At 72.6% G+C, this 17,422-nt stretch carries 16 protein-coding genes and 1 pseudogene; 10 read left to right on the forward strand and 7 right to left on the reverse strand.

Going from position 1 to position 17,422, the window contains the following annotated elements:
- The first annotated feature begins 141 nt into the window (after positions 1 to 141).
- Together GA0070611_RS25655 and GA0070611_RS25660 are read left to right on the forward strand one after the other, a co-directional pair.
- On the forward strand, positions 142 to 1,155 hold the full coding sequence (locus tag GA0070611_RS25655; RefSeq protein WP_091669558.1) for a potassium channel family protein: 1,014 nt from the start codon (positions 142 to 144) through the stop codon (positions 1,153 to 1,155).
- A 299-nt stretch (positions 1,156 to 1,454) separates the two neighbouring features.
- On the forward strand, positions 1,455 to 3,332 hold the full coding sequence (locus GA0070611_RS25660; protein WP_157740388.1) for a trypsin-like serine protease: 1,878 nt from the start codon (positions 1,455 to 1,457) through the stop codon (positions 3,330 to 3,332).
- An 83-nt stretch (positions 3,333 to 3,415) separates the two neighbouring features.
- Here GA0070611_RS25660 and GA0070611_RS25665 read toward each other — a convergent pair whose 3' ends face one another.
- The 3 genes from GA0070611_RS25665 to GA0070611_RS25675 all read right to left on the reverse strand — a co-directional run bounded on the left by GA0070611_RS25665 (position 3,416) and on the right by GA0070611_RS25675 (position 7,840).
- Positions 3,416 to 4,450, reverse strand: a complete 1,035-nt coding sequence (locus GA0070611_RS25665; protein ID WP_091669561.1) for a 2-oxoacid:ferredoxin oxidoreductase subunit beta — start codon at positions 4,448 to 4,450, stop codon at positions 3,416 to 3,418.
- Positions 4,443 to 6,290 carry a 2-oxoacid:acceptor oxidoreductase subunit alpha gene (locus GA0070611_RS25670; protein ID WP_091669563.1) on the reverse strand — a complete coding sequence of 616 codons (1,848 nt, stop codon included), beginning with the start codon at positions 6,288 to 6,290 and terminating at the stop codon, positions 4,443 to 4,445. The genes GA0070611_RS25665 and GA0070611_RS25670 overlap by 8 nt, the downstream gene beginning before the upstream one ends.
- Before the next feature lie 278 nt (positions 6,291 to 6,568).
- Positions 6,569 to 7,840: a hypothetical protein gene (locus GA0070611_RS25675; RefSeq protein ID WP_231921221.1), complete on the reverse strand. Its 1,272-nt coding sequence runs from the start codon at positions 7,838 to 7,840 to the stop codon at positions 6,569 to 6,571.
- Positions 7,841 to 8,101: 261 nt separating this feature from the next.
- On the opposite strand from GA0070611_RS25675, the gene ndhC reads away from it, so the two are divergent.
- The gene (gene ndhC / locus GA0070611_RS25680; RefSeq protein WP_091126862.1) at positions 8,102 to 8,479 is read left to right on the forward strand and encodes an NADH-quinone oxidoreductase subunit A; all 378 of its coding nucleotides are present in this window, start codon (positions 8,102 to 8,104) and stop codon (positions 8,477 to 8,479) included.
- A 53-nt stretch (positions 8,480 to 8,532) separates the two neighbouring features.
- Here the strand turns inward: ndhC and folP are convergent, their stop codons facing one another.
- The gene (gene folP, locus GA0070611_RS25685; protein WP_091669577.1) at positions 8,533 to 9,402 is read right to left on the reverse strand and encodes a dihydropteroate synthase; all 870 of its coding nucleotides are present in this window, start codon (positions 9,400 to 9,402) and stop codon (positions 8,533 to 8,535) included.
- A gap of 152 nt (positions 9,403 to 9,554) precedes the next feature.
- Between folP and GA0070611_RS25690 the strand changes: the two are divergent.
- From GA0070611_RS25690 to GA0070611_RS25710, 5 genes and pseudogenes are all read left to right on the forward strand, one after another.
- Positions 9,555 to 10,082, forward strand: a pseudogene (locus GA0070611_RS25690) (DivIVA domain-containing protein); the annotation flags it as partial.
- 278 nt (positions 10,083 to 10,360) lie between these two features.
- Positions 10,361 to 10,858, forward strand: a complete 498-nt coding sequence (locus GA0070611_RS25695; RefSeq protein ID WP_091669579.1) for an SRPBCC family protein — start codon at positions 10,361 to 10,363, stop codon at positions 10,856 to 10,858.
- 46 nt (positions 10,859 to 10,904) lie between these two features.
- Positions 10,905 to 11,489, forward strand: coding sequence for a DNA-3-methyladenine glycosylase I (locus tag GA0070611_RS25700; RefSeq protein WP_091669582.1), 585 nt, complete (start codon positions 10,905 to 10,907; stop codon positions 11,487 to 11,489).
- Positions 11,490 to 11,552: 63 nt separating this feature from the next.
- Entirely contained in the window at positions 11,553 to 12,167 is a 615-nt protein-coding gene (locus GA0070611_RS25705) for a hypothetical protein (RefSeq protein WP_091669585.1), read from the forward strand.
- A gap of 67 nt (positions 12,168 to 12,234) precedes the next feature.
- Entirely contained in the window at positions 12,235 to 12,987 is a 753-nt protein-coding gene (locus GA0070611_RS25710) for an SDR family NAD(P)-dependent oxidoreductase (protein ID WP_091669588.1), read from the forward strand.
- Between the two features lie 4 nt (positions 12,988 to 12,991).
- Here the strand turns inward: GA0070611_RS25710 and GA0070611_RS25715 are convergent, their stop codons facing one another.
- Both GA0070611_RS25715 and GA0070611_RS25720 read right to left on the reverse strand, forming a co-directional pair.
- Positions 12,992 to 13,783 carry an enoyl-CoA hydratase/isomerase family protein gene (locus GA0070611_RS25715; protein WP_091669591.1) on the reverse strand — a complete coding sequence of 264 codons (792 nt, stop codon included), beginning with the start codon at positions 13,781 to 13,783 and terminating at the stop codon, positions 12,992 to 12,994.
- Positions 13,784 to 13,788: 5 nt separating this feature from the next.
- Complete coding sequence (locus GA0070611_RS25720; RefSeq protein WP_091669594.1) at positions 13,789 to 14,607, reverse strand: PaaX family transcriptional regulator; 819 nt, start codon at positions 14,605 to 14,607, stop codon at positions 13,789 to 13,791.
- A 190-nt stretch (positions 14,608 to 14,797) separates the two neighbouring features.
- Between GA0070611_RS25720 and GA0070611_RS25725 the strand changes: the two genes are divergently transcribed.
- Together GA0070611_RS25725 and GA0070611_RS25730 are read left to right on the forward strand one after the other, a co-directional pair.
- Positions 14,798 to 14,965, forward strand: a complete 168-nt coding sequence (locus tag GA0070611_RS25725) for a DUF3117 domain-containing protein (RefSeq protein ID WP_013283866.1) — start codon at positions 14,798 to 14,800, stop codon at positions 14,963 to 14,965.
- A gap of 145 nt (positions 14,966 to 15,110) precedes the next feature.
- Positions 15,111 to 16,565, forward strand: a complete 1,455-nt coding sequence (locus GA0070611_RS25730) for a leucyl aminopeptidase family protein (RefSeq protein WP_091673435.1) — start codon at positions 15,111 to 15,113, stop codon at positions 16,563 to 16,565.
- A gap of 38 nt (positions 16,566 to 16,603) precedes the next feature.
- Here GA0070611_RS25730 and GA0070611_RS25735 read toward each other — a convergent pair whose 3' ends face one another.
- On the reverse strand, positions 16,604 to 17,224 hold the full coding sequence (locus tag GA0070611_RS25735) for an O-methyltransferase (RefSeq protein ID WP_091669596.1): 621 nt from the start codon (positions 17,222 to 17,224) through the stop codon (positions 16,604 to 16,606).
- Positions 17,225 to 17,422 lie beyond the last annotated feature (198 nt).

The following is a 17,422-nucleotide window of genomic DNA, read 5'->3' on the forward strand; positions in this document are numbered from 1 at the left end:
CGTCCCCATCATGCCCGCTCCGGCACCCGGACACCGGCCCCACCGGTCCGGCGCCGTCCCTTTCGCCTCCCGGGAGGCCGCCCGACGGCGTACCGGCTATCTTGTGGACGTGCAGGCGACGGCAGCGGAGCAGGACCGACGGTGATCCATTTTCCCGCGCAACGGCGGGGGCCGCTGAGCGCGTTGAGTCTGCGCCTGCTCGCCGCCCTGGGCCTGGTGTTCGCCACGGTGCTGGTGGTCTGGCTCGACCGGGACGGCTACCGCGACGTCAACGAGGACGGGCTGACCCTCCTCGACTGCTTCTACTACGCGGTGGTCTCGCTCTCCACCACCGGGTACGGCGACATCACTCCCGCCGCCCAGTCGGCGCGACTGGTCAACGTCCTGTTCATCACGCCCGCTCGGGTGCTCTTCCTGATCATCCTGGTCGGCACCACGCTGGAAGTCCTGACCGAGCAGTACCGGACCGGCCGTCGCCTGTCGCGGTGGAGGAGAACCGTGAAGAACCACGTCATCATCTGCGGCTACGGCACCAAGGGCCGCAGCGCCGTCTCCGCCCTGCTGGAGAACGGCGCGGACCGGTCCCAGATCGTGGTGGTGGAGCGGAGCGGGGCAGCGCTGCGGCAGGCCACCTCGGCCGGGCTCGTCGCGATCGAGGGTTCCGCCACCCGCTCGTCGGTGCTGGAGGAGGCGCACGTCCGTACCGCCAAGGCGGTGATCATCGCGACCGACAGCGACGACGCCTCGGTGCTGGTGGCGCTGACCGTCCGGCAGCTCACCGCCGGGCAGGTCCGGATCATCGCGGCCGTGCGGGAGGCGGAGAACGCACCGCTGCTGAAGCAGAGCGGGGCGCACCACGTGATCGTCTCCTCGGCCACCGCCGGTCGGCTGCTCGGCCTCTCCACCTCCGCCCCGCCGCTGATCGACGTGGTGGAGGACCTGCTCACCCCGGGTCAGGGGATGGCCCTGGCGATGCGTTCGGCCGAGCGCGACGAGGTCGGCCGGTCGCCCCGGGAGCTGGAGTCGCTGGTCATCGCGCTGGTCCGGCGCGGCAAGGTGGTCACGCTGAACGACAAGGCCGGCGCGGTGATCGAGACCGGCGACATGCTGGTGCACGTCCGGGACGACCGTCCGACGTCGAGTTCGCTCTCCTGATCCGCAGGCTCAGCCCCCTGCCCGTTCGGCAGGGGACTGAGCTGCGGAACGGGCATCGAAATGTGGCCCTTCCGGATCTTCCGGTTCTCCTCATCGCTTGCTAGCGTTTGTCCGCTTGGAATTGGCCAATGGGCGCGGCACTCGAACTGTCGCCGACGCCATCGGATTGGCTCGGGCAACGGGGGATCCACTGTCGTGCGGGGCCGGGTGCTCGGCTCCCGTCATCATCAGCTCCTGCCGTAATGCCACGTCACATCGGCGATTTCGAGTGCCTCGATAACCGAACGACGGGAAAACTAGTGGCTGAAGAGGCAGACATCGCACGAAGCCGTCGGCGGCGGGTGGCCGGGATCCTGGCCGCCGGGCTCGCCCTCGGTGGTGCGGCAGCCGTCGCGCCGGGACCGGCCCAGGCCGCCCCGACCGGCGGAGCGTCCGACACGACGCTCAACGCGCCGATCAACCGGTCGACGAAGCTCCCGCACCTGCGGAAGGGCACCGCGACCCCGCCCACCCCGGGTCTCAAGGGTCCGCTGTTCCAGTCGACCGACGGTGCGAAGCCGAGGATCGTCGGCGGCAGCACGGTCAGCGCGTCGCAGTACCCCTGGATCGTCGGGGTGGTCACCTACCTCGACAATTCGCCGTACTACGGTTGGTGCACCGGCACGGTCATCGCGCCCAACAAGATCCTGACGGCCGCGCACTGCACCGCCGACGGGGCCGGTACGACCCGGGTCATCGCCGGGCACGACAAGCTCCTGGACGCCGACGGCAACGTCGTCCCGAACGTGGGATACGTCGCGGAGGTGGCTTCCACCTGGACCCACCAGGGCTGGAACATCGCGGCGCAGTACGACCAGAGCGCCACGAACATCCTCGACGACGTCTCGGTGCTCACGCTCAAGCAGAACCTGCCCTCCGCCTACACCCCGGTCACCCTGGCCGGGCAGGGCGAGGCGGCCTACGCGGCCGGCGACGCCGGCCTGATCGTCGGGTACGGCGAGGACCAGGTGCAGAACCCGGACGGGACCTACACCCCGGTCCAGGACACCGTGCTGCGCAAGGCGTCGGTCCCGATCCGGACCGACAGCGACTGCGCGGCCGCCGCCACCGCCGGCTGGTCCGGAGCCACGTACGACCCGAACCGGCAGTTCTGTGCCGGTTCGGGCACGACGAGCACGCCGGCCGCCGACACCTGCTTCGGCGACTCCGGTGGCCCGCTGCTGGTGAACGGCAAGCAGGTCGGCATCACCGACTTCGGCTACGGCGACTACTGCGCCGAGGGTCCGGGCTTCTACGAAGAGGTCAACTACTACTCCAACGCGATCAAGGCGGACCTCACCCGGCCCTCCCTGGTCAACTCGGACTGGACCGGCGACGGCCACACCGACCTGATGTCCCGGGACGCCTCGGGCAAGCTGTGGCTGCACGTGGGCAGCGGGTTCGAGAACGACGGGTACGGCGGCTTCTGGAGCAGCCGGGCCATCGGCACCGGTTTCGGGAGCACCAGCTTCAAGCGCGTCTTCCGGGTCTACAACTGGAACGGCGACAAGAAGCCGTCGCTCATGGCGGTGAACTCGATCGGCGAGCTGTGGATCTGGAACACCGACGGCAAGGGCAACTGGTACGGCAGCAAGAAGCGGATCGGCACCGGCTGGGGCAACTTCACCGCCCTGATGGTGACGAACAACTGGCTGGGCAACAACCTGCCGAGCCTGATGGTCCGCAAGTCCAACGGTGAGCTGTGGCGCTACACCAGCGACGGCAAGGGCGGCTGGCTCAACCCGGCCGGCACCCGGATCGGCACCGGCTGGAACGGGTTCAACCTGTTCCTCACCCCGGGCGCCTGGAAGGGTGACGGCAAGGAGGTCCTGATCGGCCGGACCTCCACCGGTTACCTGAAGATGTACCAGACCGACCTGAAGGGTGGCTGGACCAACCCGGCCGGCACCCAGATCGGCAGCGGCTGGGGCGGCTTCAAGAACATCATCACGCCGGGCGACTGGAACGGCGACAACATGATGGACATGCTGGGCATCGACGGCAGCTACCGGCTGCGGATGTACACCACGGACGGCAAGGGCAACTGGATCAACGCCAGTGGCAAGGTCGTCTCCACCGGCGTCTGGATCTCGGACACCACCTTCGTCCCCTGGAGCAGCTACAACCTGGTCTTCTGATCGGGCTGTCGCCGCCACCAGCGGTGAAGACGGAAGGGCCCGCGACCTCACGGTCGCGGGCCCTTTCCGTCGTCCCGGTCGGGTTACATGATCGTCCAGGTGTCGCCGCCGGCGAGCAGCCCGGCGAGCTGCTGCTCCGGCGTGTCGGTGACGGTGGCCTTCGCGGTGGCGACCTGCTCCTGCACCACGCTGTCGTAGGACGGTCGGGTCACCGAGCGGAACACCCCGATCGGAGTGTTGCGCAGGTCGAGCCCCGGCAGCCGGGAGAGTGCGAAGGCGTAGGCGGGGTCGGTGACGGTGGCGTCGTGCACGACGATGTCCTGCGCGGGGGTGGCCGCCGTTTCCCGGACCTCGAGGCCGAAGCCGCCCGGGGGGTGCACGACGCAGTACTGGCCGTCGCTGCCGAAGGTGATCGGCTGCCCGTGCTCCAGTCGGATCAGGTAGTCGTCGCGGGTGGCCGGCTCCTTGAGCTGGTCGAACGCGCCGTCGTTGAAGATGTTGCAGTTCTGGTAGATCTCGACGAACGCGGAGCCCTGGTGTTGGGCGGCCGCCCGGAGCACCGACTGGAGGTGCTTGCGGTCGGAGTCGATGGTGCGGGCCACGAAGGTGGCTTCCGCGCCCAGGGCCAGCGACAGCGGGTTGAAGGGGGCGTCCGCGGAGCCGACCGGGGTCGACTTGGTGATCTTCCCGACCTCGGAGGTGGGTGAGTACTGGCCCTTGGTCAGGCCGTAGATCCGGTTGTTGAACAGCAGGATCTTGAGGTTGACGTTGCGGCGTAGCGCGTGGATGAGGTGGTTGCCACCGATGGAGAGCGCGTCACCGTCGCCGGTGACCACCCAGACCGACAGGTCCGGGCGGGACACCGACAGGCCGGTGGCGATCGCCGGGGCGCGGCCGTGGATCGAGTGCATCCCGTAGGTGTTCATGTAGTACGGGAAACGCGACGAGCAGCCGATGCCCGAGAGGAAGACGATGTTCTCTCGGGGGATGTTCAGTTCCGGCATGAAGCCCTGGACGGCGGCGAGGATGGCGTAGTCGCCGCAGCCGGGGCACCAGCGGACCTCCTGGTCGGACTTGAAGTCCTTGGCGGTGAGCTTGAGGGCGACGGGCTCAGACATTCTTCAGGACCTCTTCCAGCATCGTCTCCAGTTCCGCGGCGGTGAAGGGCAGGCCGCGGACCTGGTTGTAGCCGATCGCGTCGACCAGGTAGGTCGCCCGGATGACATGGGCGAGCTGGCCGAGGTTCATCTCCGGGATCACCACCCGGTCGTACGAGCGCAGCACCGCGCCGAGGTTGGCCGGCATCGGAGCCAGGTGCCGCAGGTGTGCCTGAGCGATGGAGAGCCCGCGCTGCCGCAGGCCCCGGCAGGCGGCGCCGATCGGGCCGTACGTCGAGCCCCAGCCGAGCACCAGCACCCGGGCGTTACCGTCCGGATCCTCCACCTCGACGTCCGGCACCGGGATCGTCTCGATCCGGGCCGCCCGGGTCCGGACCATGAAGTCGTGGTTGCCGGGGTCGTACGAGATGTCGCCGGTCTTGTCCGCCTTCTCCAGACCGCCGATCCGGTGCTCCAGACCGGGGGTGCCGGGGATGGCCCACGGCCGGGCCAGTGTCTCCGGGTCCCGCAGGTAGGGCAGGAAGGTCGCGCCGTCCTCACCGTTGGGCCGGGTGGCGAACTCGACCCGCAGGTCGGGCAGCGAGTCGACGTCGGGCAGCAGCCACGGCTCGGAGCCGTTCGCGACGTAGTTGTCGGAGAGCAGGATCACCGGCGTGCGGTAGGTCAGCGCGATCCGCGCGGCTTCGAGGGCGGCGTGGAAGCAGTCCGACGGCGACTTCGGCGCGATCACCGCCACGGGAGCTTCCCCGTGGCGGCCGTGCAGCGCCATGTTGAGGTCGGCCTGCTCGGTCTTGGTCGGCATCCCCGTCGACGGGCCGGCGCGCTGCACGTCGACGATCACCAACGGCAGTTCGAGGGCGACGGCCAGGGAGATCGTTTCGCTCTTGAGCGCAACACCCGGGCCGCTGGTGGTGGTGACACCGAGCGCGCCGCCGTAGGAGGCACCCAGCGCCGCGCCGACCGCGGCGATCTCGTCCTCGGCCTGCATCGTCACCACACCGAGCTTCTTGTGCTTCGACAGCTCGTGCAGGATGTCCGACGCCGGAGTGATCGGGTACGCGCCGAGGAACACCGGCAACCCGGAACGCACCCCGGCGGCCACGAGGCCCAGGGACAGGGCGGCGTTACCGGTGATGTTGCGGTAGGTGCCCGGCAGCATCTTCGCCGGCTTCACCTCATACCGGACCGAGAAGTCCTCGGTGGTCTCCCCGAAGTTCCACCCCGCCCGGAACGCCGCCACGTTCGCCGCCACCAACTCCGGACGCGCCGCGAACTTGCGCTCCAGGAACCGCAGGGTCGACTCGTACGGGCGGGAGTACATCCAGCTCAGCAGACCCAGCGCGAACATGTTCTTGGCCCGCTCGGCGTCCTTCTTCGACACCTCGTGCTCGGCCAGCGCGCCGACCGTCATCGACGTCAACGCCACCGGGTGCACCACATACCCGGCCAGCGAATCGTCGTCGAGCGGACTGGTCGCGTAGCCGACCTTCGCGAGGTTACGGCGGGTGAACTCATCGGTGTTCACGATGATGTCCGCACCCCGCGGCAGATCCGCCAGATTCGCCTTCAACGCCGCCGGGTTCATCGCCACCAACACGTTCGGCGCATCACCCGGCGTCAGGATGTCGTAGTCCGCGAAATGCACCTGGAACGACGACACCCCCGGCAGGGTGCCGGCAGGCGCCCGAATCTCCGCCGGGAAATTCGGCAACGTCGAAATGTCATTACCCAACTGGGCCGTCTCCGACGTGAACCGGTCACCCGTGAGCTGCATACCATCACCCGAGTCACCGGCGAACCGAATCACCACCCGGTCCAGTTGACGGATCTGCTTGGTCACGCCCGCACCTCGCTTCGCTCAGCGCCGTCGCAGGAGCGGCCGAACATGTAGGTGACCCCGCCTCGCCCTGCCACGTGCCCTCCTTGACGCGCTGCTACCGCCGGCCGTCCGTCACTGGTGCGGCCCGCTCCATTCCTCACGTCAGAGCCTACGTCGGCCCGTTAGGGCCACCTTGGTGGAGGTCCGACGTATGGGAACTGATCGGGCAGGTGTATGCCCGGATCTGCGGTACTTAGTACCGCTGCTCGTGCTTCAGATCACCGCCGCCGCGGTCGCTCTCACTCCCCGGCCCGGGGGCCTGCCATCCGTCGCCGCAGCGAACTGGTCGCCAGGCCCAGGGCGAGCAGTACGAGCAGCCCGGAGATCACGATCAGCGTGATCGCGGTCCGCTGCGTCGCGCTGACCCCGTCGTCGAGACTCTGCCGCTCGGCGGCGGCCAGCACCCCCTGTGACCCGGTGGGGGTGGGGGTGACCGGGGGCGAGGCCAGCGCGGCGGCGGCGGTGATCCGGAAGCTCATCTGCACCTGGCGGTCCCGGCCGCTGCGCGGTTCGAGGCGCCCGACGACCGCGCCGGCCAGCGGGGCGCGCCGCTGGGCCTCGGGGGTGGCGGCCAGCGGCAGTCGCAGCGTCGTGTTCCGGCCGGACGGCAGGGTGCCGACGTCGCAGCGGGTGCGGTCCGGGGCCACCGGGGCGCAGCCGGCCGGGGGCTCGGTCACCGTCACCCCGTCGGGGAGGATCACCTCGACCCGCCCGTCGGCCGCCACCTTGCCGGTGTTGCCCAGGTGCACGGTCAGGGCGCTCGGCGCGCCGCTGATGTCGAAGGACACCTCGTCGGCGCGCAGCGAGATGCCGGGCGTGGGTGGGCCGGGCGGGAAGAGGACGGCGAACCCCTCGTCGTCGACGGCCGTGCCGGCACCGTCCGGTGCCTCGGCGGTCACCTGGACGGACCCGCTCAACGGCATGGACTTCCAGGCGTTCCCGGCGACCCGGAGGCGGATCGTGCTGCTGAACCGGGCACCCGGCTCGGCACTCCACTCGCCGCAGCGGTAGCCGCCCGCACCCGTGGCGACGCAACCCGGGGTGCCGGCGTCGGTCAGGCCGGTCGGCAGGCGGTAGCCGAGCCGGATCCGAATCGATACGTCGCCGGTGTTGCGCACGGTCACCCGCAGCGTGGTCGCCGTGCTCCCGGCGTCCCAGTAGGCCGGGGTGAGCGTGACGTCCTCGGTGGTCACCTGGACCCCCGGTCGCCCCTTGGCCGGCGGGGCCGGCGGCACCACCGGCGGCGGCGGGATCGGTGCGGTGGTCCGGGTCGGCGCGGTGGTGGCCGGCGCCGGATCGCCGGGCGCGGTGGTCGCCGGTGGCGGCGCCGGATCAGTGGTCGGCGGCGGGGGCGGAGGCGGCGGTGGCGGCGTGGTCTCCGGGGGCGCGCTCTCGGTGGGCGGCGCGGTGGTCGGCTCCGCCGTGGGCGGGTCGACGGTGGGCGTGGTGTCGGTGGCATCGGTGCCGGGCTCGGCCGCCGGATCGGTGACCGTACGCACGACTCCACTCACTGAGGGTGATGCTGCGGCCCATCCGGGTAGCGCAGCCGCCGCCGCGAGCCCGATGGCCAATGCGGGTGCGAGCAGCGCAGACGTGCGTCGGTGCACGACCCGCGGGGCGGGGCGTACGCGGGGGCGGGTCATCTATCCTCCGTGACGCTCAGTGAAGTCTCATTATTCGGCAATTGTTGCCTCGGAGCACTAGTCCGGCGAGGAAACAAATCCGTAACGTGTTCGGGACGCTGCTGAAGGTCGGGCGGTAGGCTCCCGACCGTGACCGGTTACCTCGGCTCGTACGCCACCCTCGGTCTCCTGCTGCTCGCCGCGGTCCTGTTCTTCGTTACGGCGTTCTCGGCCAATCGGGTGTTACGCCCCGGCCGTCCGGCGGAGCCCTGGGGCAAGCGGGCCAGCTACGAGTGCGGTCTCGACCCGGTCGGCGGCGACTGGGCCCAGATGCAGATCCGCTACTACGTCTACGCATACCTCTACGTGCTCTTCGCCGTCGAGGCGGTCTTCCTCTTCCCCTGGGCGTTGGTCTTCGACCGGCCGGGATTCGGCGTTACCACCGTCGTGGAGATGGCGGTCTTCGTCGCCGTGGTGGCGCTCGGCATCCTCTACGCCTGGCGCAAGAACATCCTGCGCTGGACCTGACGCACCGTCCCGCGGCCCGGGCGGACCGCGCCGGTCAGGCCAGGCCGCGTCGGTCAGGCCAGGCCGCGGCGGGTCAGCGCGGGTGCCCGGTCACCCCGGATCGAGGCCACCATGTCGAGCACCCGTCGGGTCTCGCGTACCTGATGGGCGCGGAACACCCGGGCACCGAGCCAGGCCGAGACGGCGGTGGCGGCGAGGGTGCCCTCCAGCCGGTCCGGCACCGGCAGGTCCAGCGTCTCGCCGATGAAGTCCTTGTTCGACAGGGCCACCAGCAGCGGCCACCCGGTGTCGGTCAACTCCGCCAGCCGGCGGGTGATCTCCAGCGAGTGGCGGGTGTTCTTGCCGAAGTCGTGCGCCGGGTCGATCAGGATCCCGTCCCGGCGTACGCCCAGGGCCACCGCGCGCTCGGCGAGCCCGGTCACCGTCGCGACCACGTCGGCGACCACGTCGTCGAAGGCGGCCCGGTGCGGCCGGGTCCGTGGGGCGAGCCCACCCGCGTGCGAGCAGACCAGGCCGGCGCCCGTCTCGGCGGCGACCCGGGCCAGCGCCGGGTCGGCCCCCGACCAGGTGTCGTTGAGCAGGTCGGCCCCGGCCGCGACCGCCTCCACCGCCACCTCGGCCCGCCAGGTGTCGATCGAGATCACCACGTCGGGGAAGGCGGCCCGGACCGCCGCGATGGTGTCCACCGTGCGCCGGATCTCCTCGGTCACGTCGACCTCGTCGCCCGGCCCGGCCTTCACCCCGCCGATGTCGATGATCTCCGCGCCCTCGTCGACCGCCCGCTCCACCGCGCGCAGCGCGCTGTCCTGCGCGAAGGTGGCGCCCCGGTCGAAGAAGGAGTCCGGGGTGCGGTTGACGATGGCCATCACCACCAGCTCGCCCCGGGCGAAGGTCCGCCCGCCGAGCCGCAGCTCCCCCGTCATGCCGACCTCCCGATCCGCGGTCCGGCGCCGGCCGCACCCCGACGCTATCCGGTCCGGGTGCGCCCGGCCCGGGCGGCACGGCCCGGTGTGGAAACGAGATCGGAGCGCCCGGAGGGCTCGCCCCGCGCCGTCGGTCATGCCACGATCTCCCCATGGGTCAGGTTCTGCTCCTCTTGGTCGTGGCGCTGACCGTCGCGGCGGTGGTCTTCGGAGTGACGGTGCTGGTCTCCGGACGCGATCCGGGGCTGGTGGCGGTCGAGCCGGACGGGCGGGCGGTCCCGCTGCCGGGCGGCCGGCCACTGGACGAGTCCGACGTCGCCGGGGCACGCTTCGACACCGCGCTGCGCGGCTACCGGATGGCCCAGGTCGACCAGGCGCTGCGCCGGGCCGCCTACGACATCGGCTACAAGTCCGAGCTGATCGGCGTGCTGGAGGCCGAGGTCGACGCGCTGCGGGCCGGCCGGACCGAGGAGGCCGAGGCGCTGCGCCGGGCCCGCGAGGAGTCGGCCGCCGGCGCGTCGACCGGCACCGCGCCGAGCACCGACGCGCCGGTCGGCGGGTCGACCGCCGAGGCGGGACCGGCCGCCGAGGCCGGGCTGGCCGCCGCGCCCGCGGCCGCCGCCGTGGAGGACGAGACGCTCCCGGGTACGGGTGTCGGGGCCGCCGCCCCGTCGCCGGTCGCCCCGGCGCCTGGCGCGGTCGGACCGTCGCTGCGACCGCCGACCGACCCGGTCAGCGCCACCGAAGGCCCGACCGACGCCGGCCCGCCCGCGACCCCCACGGACCCGACCACCGCCGACCCGGCCCCGGCCGACCCGGTCGCCACCGGCCCGGCCCAGGCCGACGCCACCGGCCCGGCCCCGGCCTCGGCCGACGCGACCCCTCCGGCCCCGGCCGACGCCGGCCGTGACGAGGAGGGCACGCGGACCCGGAGTGCGGCGGTCCCGTCGGAGCCGGCGTGACCACCCGCGACGGCGCGGACAACTTCGCCGAGGCCGCCCAGCCGGGCGCGGGTGAGGTCACCGCGACGGTGGTCGTCGACGCCCCGGCCGAGCGGGTCTTCGCGGCGCTGACCGCCTGGGAGCGGCAGTCCGACTGGATCCCGTTCACCCAGGTCCGGGTGGTCGAGGGTGACGGCGGCGAGGGCAGCCTGGTCGAGGCGGTCACCGCGCTCGGCCCCGCCGTGCTGCGCGACGAGATGCGGGTGGTCCGGGTGGACGCCCCGTTCGAGGTCGGGGTGGTGCACTGCGGCAAGCTGCTGCGGGGACCGGGCGTGCTGCGCTGCACCCCGATGGAACGGGACCGGACCCAGGTGGTCTGGCACGAGTGGTTCCACCTGCCCGGCGGGACCGCCGGCCGGGTGGCCTGGCCGGTGCTCTGGCCCGGCTCGAAGTTCAGCCTCACCCAGGCGCTGAAGAAGTTCGCCCGGCTGGTCGAGCAGGGCCGGCTGCCCTGAGCCCGGGGCCGACCGCCTGTCGGAGGGCTGCCCTACCGTGTAGGCCGTGACTGACCTGGTGACCGGCGCCGACGGGCTGCCCCGCTGCGCCTGGGGGGCGAGCACCCCGGACTACGCCGCCTACCACGACGAGGAATGGGGCCGGCCGCTGCGCGGCGACGACGCGCTCTACGAGCGGTTGACCCTGGAGGCGTTCCAGTCCGGGCTGTCCTGGCTGACCATCCTGCGCAAGCGGCCCGCGTTCCGGCGCGCCTTCGACGGGTTCCGCATCGAACGGGTCGCCGGCTACGGCGAGGCCGACGTGGCCAGGCTGCTGGCCGACGTCGGGATCGTCCGCAACCGGGCCAAGGTCGAGGCGGCGATCGCCAACGCCCGGGCCGCCCTGGAGCTGCCCGACGGCCTCTCCGCGCTGCTCTGGTCGTACGCGCCACCGGCCCGGGCGGCCCGACCCGGGTCGTTCGCGGAGGTCCCGGCGATCACCGCCGAGTCCACCGCGATGGCCAAGGCGCTCAAGAAGCGCGGCTTCCGCTTCGTCGGCCCGACCACCGCGTACGCGCTGATGCAGGCCACCGGCATGGTCGACGACCACCTCGCCGGCTGCCACGTGACCCGGGGCCCGGCCGGGGCGTGACCCGGACGGCGCGTGCGCCGGTGCGCCGGCACCACCGCCCGCCCGACGTGATGGGATTGCCTCATGACCGACACCGAGCTGCGGACCAGCGGGACGAGCGCCCCGCCCGGCGCCTGGGCGGTGCTGCTGCCCGCCGAGCGTTACCAGGCCGAGCGGCTGGTCCACCACGACACGCTGGAGCTGACCGGGCCGGACGGCGTCGCCCGGCCCCGCCCCGGTGACCCGGTCGCGGTGCTGGTGGACGGGCCGCTCCGGCTGGTCGCCCTGGGCCGGGTGGCGGCGGCCACCGGCGAGACCCGGGAGGACCCGGACGACCCGCAGTCCGCGGCCGGACCCGGGGCGCTCGTGGTGACGTACACCCGGTGGGTGCTCGACGAGCCGGCGCCGGTCGACGGCCTGACCCTCGACGGGCCGGTGACCGGGCTGGACCCGGCGCTCTGGCGCGAGCTGGCGGCCCGGCTGGGTCCGCCGCCCGCCCGCCGGTCCTGGCTGGTCAGCCTCGACCTGCCGATCGAGGCGGCGTCGCCGGCCGAGGCGGTCCGCCTCTTCTGGTCGTACGTGCAGGAGTTGGGCCCCCGGGAGCTGCCGGCCTTCGTCTCGCCCTCGGGTGACGAGCTGGCCATGCAGGCGTTCGTGCTGGGCGCCGAGGCGAACCAGGATCCGGAAGAGGACGACTGACCCGCGTCGCCCCGGTTACCGTGCCGGGGAGGGCCGGTCCGGCCGGCCGCGCCGCGAGGGGGGTCGCATGCGCTTCCAGGACAAGGTCGTGTTCATCACCGGCGGGGCGTCCGGGCTGGGCGCGGCGGCGGCCCGCCGGTTCGCCGCCGAGGGCGCCCGGGTGGTCGTCGCCGACATCAACACCGAGGGCGCCGAGCAGGTGGCCACGAGCCTGCCCGACGGGTACGCGGTGACCGTGGACACCGGTGAGGCCGCCTCCGTCGAGCAGGCGATCGCCGACGCGATGCAGCGGTACGGCCGGCTCGACGTGATCTTCAACAACGCCGGGATCGACGGTCGGCAGCAACCCCTGCACGAGATGGACGTGGAGAACTGGGAGAAGGTCCGCCGGATCAACGGTGACGGGGTCTTCTTCGTCCTCCGCTACGGCATCCGGGCGCTGCTGCAGGGCGGCGGGGGCGCGGTGGTGAACACCTCGTCGACGACCGCGCTGGCGGCCCAGGAGAACATCTCCCCGTACACCTTCACCAAGGCCGGCATCGTAGGCCTGACCCGGTCGGCGGCGGTCGAGTACGCGGCGCGCAACGTCCGGGTCAACGCGGTCGCCCCGACGGTGGTGATGACCCCGCTGGTGGAGCACTTCATCGACAGCGCGCCGGATCCGGCGCAGATGCGGGCCCAGATGGAGAGTTTCAACCCCAAGCCCGGCATCCCGACCCCGGACGACGTGGCCGGCGTGGTGGCCTTCCTGGCCTCCGACGACGCCGCCTGGATCACCGGCCACACCATCCCCATCGACGGCGGCTACGTGGCCCGCTGACCCCTCAGCGGCCCTCGAAGACCGGCTTCTGCTTGTTGACGAAGGCCATCGTGGCGGCCTTGTGGTCGGTGGTGCCGCCGCAGATGGACTGGGCCTGGGCCTCGGCGGCGAGGGCGTCGGCCAGGGTGCCGGCGTCGGCGATGGAGAGCTGCCGCTTGATCGCCCCGTACGCGACCGTGGGGCCGGCGGCGAGCCGGGCGGCCAGCTCCTGCGCGGCCGGCAGCACCTGCTCGTCGTCGGCCACCAGCCGGGTGAGCAGCCCCAGCCGGGCGGCCTCCTCGGCGCCCACCGGCTCGGCGAGCATCAGCAGCTCGACGGCCTTGGCGTGGCCCACCAGCCGGGGCAGCGTCCAGGAGGCCCCGGTGTCGGCGGCGAGGCCGACGCCGGCGAAGGCCATCAGGAACTTCGTCCTCGGGCCGCCGATCCGGAAGTCGGCGAGGAACGCCAGCGACGCGCCCGCCCCGGCGGCCATGCCGCGGACCGCGGCGACGACCGGCTTGGGCAGGTTGGCCAGCCGGGCGGCGATCGGGTTGTAGTGGGCCGAGACGGTGTGCAGCGGGTCGCCGCCGGCCGCCTGGAGGGTCTGCACGTGCTCCCGCAGGTCCTGCCCGGCGCTGAACGAGCCACCCGCGCCGGCCAGCACGACCGCCCGGCAGGACCGGTCGCTCTCCAGCTCGGCCAGGGTGTCCCGGAGCGCCTCCTTGAGCGCCACGTCGAGCGAGTTCATCGCCGTCGGGCGGTTCAGCGTCAGGGTGACGACGGCGTCGGTGCGGTCGACGAGCAGCGGCTCGGTCACGGTGTCTAACGACCCTTCTGTCGGACGAGGCGGTTGCTGGCGTCGAGGCACTGCTCGACGTACCGGTCGGCGGCCGGCCGGAGCCGGGCCGCGTGCCGGTCGAAGAAACTGGCCGCGCTGGTGCCCGGCCAGCGCTCGGGCAGCAGCGCCGGGGGCAGCTGCGGGTCCCGGAAGAGGAAGGTACGCCACGCGTGCACCAGCGCGAACCGGGCCGCGTACGCCTCCTCGTCGCTGCTGCGTACGGTGACGCCGGAGAGCAGCGGCTTCTGCTCGGCGACGAAGCGCTCGTACGCCCGGCCGATCTCGGCCAGGTCCCAGGCGCGGCGGACCACGCCCATCGCGCCGGGGGTGCCGGCGTGGTGCGCGGCGGTGAACCGCTCGTAGTGCACGCCCGCTTCGTCGAGCAGGACGTCGACGTCCTCGCCGGGGCGGGTGGCCACCCAGGTGCAGTCGTCGAGCGTGCCGTAGCCGAGGAAGGTCAGGTTGGCGGCGAGCCGTTGCCGGTCCCGTCGGGAGGCGGGGGTCTCCAGCACCAGCAGATCGAAGCGCCCGTCCCAGCTGTGCCGGCCGGTGCGGTAGATCCGGGCGGCCGCCTCGTCGAGTCGCCGGGCGGCCTTGGGTGTGATCGAATACCCCGGCCCGGAGACGAGCCGGAGGGGTTCGAGCCAGCCCTGGCGGACCATCCGGGAGACGGCGGTACGCACCGCCGGAGGCGCGATCCCGAGTGGTGCCAGGAGCTTGACCAGGGCGGCGACCGGTGCGCGTCCACCTCGGGCCCGGAGGTGGTCGCCGTACAGGTCGAAGAGTGCCGACCGTGCCTGCATGACCGCACATTGTGACAGGCCTATCCAAGATAAGCTAGATGCTGTTACATCAATGCTGCTTCGGTTTGGGTCCGGCGGTGTTCATCAGGGAAAATCGTTGGTGAAGACCTCCGTGCTGTTTGCGGGTGGTCGTGGCGAAGTGGCTGTGGGGCAACCCACCGACCCTGGTGTAGGTCTGAGGGGAGACAACATGGCGGCGATGAAGCCGCGGACGGGCGACGGTCCGCTGGAGGTCACCAAGGAGGGCCGGGGCATCGTCATGCGGGTCCCGCTGGAGGGTGGTGGCCGGCTCGTCGTCGAGATGACTCCCGACGAGGCCACCGCGCTGGGTGACGCGCTGAAGGCGGCCGCCGGCTGATCGAGGAACGGTCCGCGCGGCGGCTGTCGCGCGTACGGTTCGTCCATCCCTGAGCCACCGGCACTGCCGGTGGCTCAGGGTCTTCACTGCCCGTGGCAGTGGCGAATTGCCCTGCTTCGAGAACTATTCGGAGGTGCGGTCCAGCGTGCTGGCCATCCGTCTGGTGGGCGGGCCCGAGCGGCCCGACACCCTCGTCCTGCCCGTACGTCCGCCCGGGCCGGACGCGTCGGCCGAACTGGTCCCCACCGACGTCGCGCCCGCCGACGGGCTGCGTGCCGAGGCGACCGCGCTGCTCCCGGTCGCCCGGCTGACCGGCGAGGCCGGTGAGGTGCGGGAGCAGCTGCGTCCGGGCGGTACGCCGGCCCGGCTGGTGCTGCTCGGGGTCGGCGCGGGCGACGAGCCGGCCTGGCGCAGCGCGGGGGCCGCCCTGGCCCGCGCCGCGAAGGATGAGACGCAGATCACGATCGCGCTCCCCGCCGACCCGGCGGCCGTGCGCGGACTGGCCGAGGGACTGCTGCTCGGCTCGTACCGGTACCGGCTGACCGAGGCCGGTCCGGCGCCCGCCCTGGCCGAGGTGGACCTCCTGGTGTCCGACCCGGACGCTTTGGCCCCGGCCCTGGACACGGCCCGGACCACCGCCGGGATGACCCGGCTGGCCCGGGACCTCACCAACACCCCCTCCTCGACGAAGAACCCGGCCTGGTTCGTCGCCCAGGTCGAGGAGGCCGCCGCCGGCCGCCCCGACCTGCACGTGCGGGTCCGTGGGCCCGAGGAGCTGGCGGCCGAGGGCTTCGGCGGCCTGCTCGCCGTCGGCGGCGGCTCCGCCAGCGGGCCGCGCCTGCTCGAACTCGACTGGCGGCCGGCCGACGCCCGCACCCACGTGGTGCTCGTCGGCAAGGGCATCACCTTCGACACCGGCGGCATCTCCATCAAGCCGGTCGCCGCGATGACGCTGATGCGCAAGGACATGGCGGGCGCGGCCGCCGTGGTCGCCGCGACGCTGGGCGCCGCCGCGCTGCGGCTGCCGGTCCGGATCACCACGTTGGCGCCGCTCGCCGAGAACATGGTCAGCGGCTCGGCGTTCCGCCCCGGCGACATCATCCGCCACTACGGCGGCCTGACCAGCGAGAGCACCAACTCCGACGCCGAGGGCCGGCTGGTGCTCGCCGACGCGATGGCGTACGCGGCCCGGGAGCTGAAGCCCGACCTGCTGGTCGACCTGGCCACCCTGACCGGGGCGAACGCGGTGGCGCTGGGCAAGCGGCACGGTGCCCTCTACAGCGACAACGACCGGCTCGCGGCCGACCTGCTGGCGGCGATCGAGGCGGCCGGCGAGCGGGCCTGGCGGATGCCGCTGCCCGCCGACTACGTCGAGTACCTGGGCAGCGAGTTGGCCGACCTGCACAGCTCCCCGGAGCCGGCCAAGTCGATCACCGCCGCGCTGTTCCTGCGGGAGTTCACCGGCGAGCTGCGCGACCGCTGGGTGCACATCGACATGTCCGCCCCCTCCTGGTCGGAGGACGCGCACGCCGAACTGACCAAGGGCGCGACCGGCTGGGGCGTACGCGGGCTGCTGCGCTGGCTGGCGACGCTGGGCTGACCGCGCGGGCCGGCCCCGCACCCGGCAGGGGTGCGGGGTCAGGCCTTCACGGCGGCGAGCAGACCGTGCCCGACCGGCAGCAGCGCGGGCACCCAGTGCTCGGACTCCCGGACCGCCTTGATCGTCTCGCGGACGGTGACCGTCTCCCTGTCCCGCGCGGCCGGGTCACCGATCCGGCCGCCGGCCAGGGCGCCGTTGAGCGCGAGCACGCCGCCCGGTCGCAGCAGCCGCAGCGCGGCGTCCACGCAGGCGGTGACGCCGGCCGCCTCGGCGTCGACGAAGACCAGGTCGTAGGCGCCGTCCGCGAGCCGCGGCAGCACGTCGAGGGCCCGGCCGGTGATGATCCGGGTACGCCCCGACGGGAAGCCCGCCTCCAGGAAGATCCGTCGGGCGATCCGCTGGTGCTCCACCTCCACGTCCATGGTGGTGAGCACCCCGTCGGGCCGCATGCCCCGCAGCAGCCAGACGCCGCTGACCCCGGTGCCGGTGCCGATCTCCACCACCGCCCGGGCGTTGCCGGCGGCCGCGAGCAGGCGCAGCGCCGCCCCGGCCCCGGGGGTGACGGCGTCCACGCCGACCTCGCGGGCGAGGCTGCGGGCCGTGCGCAGGACGAGGTCCTCGGTGACGTACGACTCGGCGAACTGGAGCGCCTGGGCCATCGAGTTGCCGGAACTGGCGACCGTGGCGATGGGACACCTCCGGGCGGCGGGAGTGGTGCGAGGGGTCGGTTGGCACTGTGAGCCTAGAGGCGGGCCGCGACACGCGCAGCCGCGAGTCTCCGTCGCCGACGATCACCGCCGGCAACCCCTGACTGCACGCGTGGCATCCGTGCAATCCTGGACGGAGTCCCGGTGTCG

The sequence above is a fragment of the Micromonospora auratinigra genome, from assembly GCF_900089595.1.
GTDB lineage: Bacteria > Actinomycetota > Actinomycetes > Mycobacteriales > Micromonosporaceae > Micromonospora > Micromonospora auratinigra.

Coding starts and splice junctions, on each gene's coding strand:
- GA0070611_RS25725 (WP_013283866.1), top strand. CDS start 14,798: ATGGCGGCGATGAAGCCGCGGACGGGCGACGGTCCGCTGGAGGTCACC.
- folP (WP_091669577.1), bottom strand. CDS start 9,402: ATGACGGGGGAGCTGCGGCTCGGCGGGCGGACCTTCGCCCGGGGCGAG.
- GA0070611_RS25665 (WP_091669561.1), bottom strand. CDS start 4,450: ATGTCTGAGCCCGTCGCCCTCAAGCTCACCGCCAAGGACTTCAAGTCC.
- GA0070611_RS25735 (WP_091669596.1), bottom strand. CDS start 17,224: ATGGCCCAGGCGCTCCAGTTCGCCGAGTCGTACGTCACCGAGGACCTC.
- GA0070611_RS25705 (WP_091669585.1), top strand. CDS start 11,553: ATGACCGACACCGAGCTGCGGACCAGCGGGACGAGCGCCCCGCCCGGC.
- GA0070611_RS25720 (WP_091669594.1), bottom strand. CDS start 14,607: ATGCAGGCACGGTCGGCACTCTTCGACCTGTACGGCGACCACCTCCGG.
- GA0070611_RS25710 (WP_091669588.1), top strand. CDS start 12,235: ATGCGCTTCCAGGACAAGGTCGTGTTCATCACCGGCGGGGCGTCCGGG.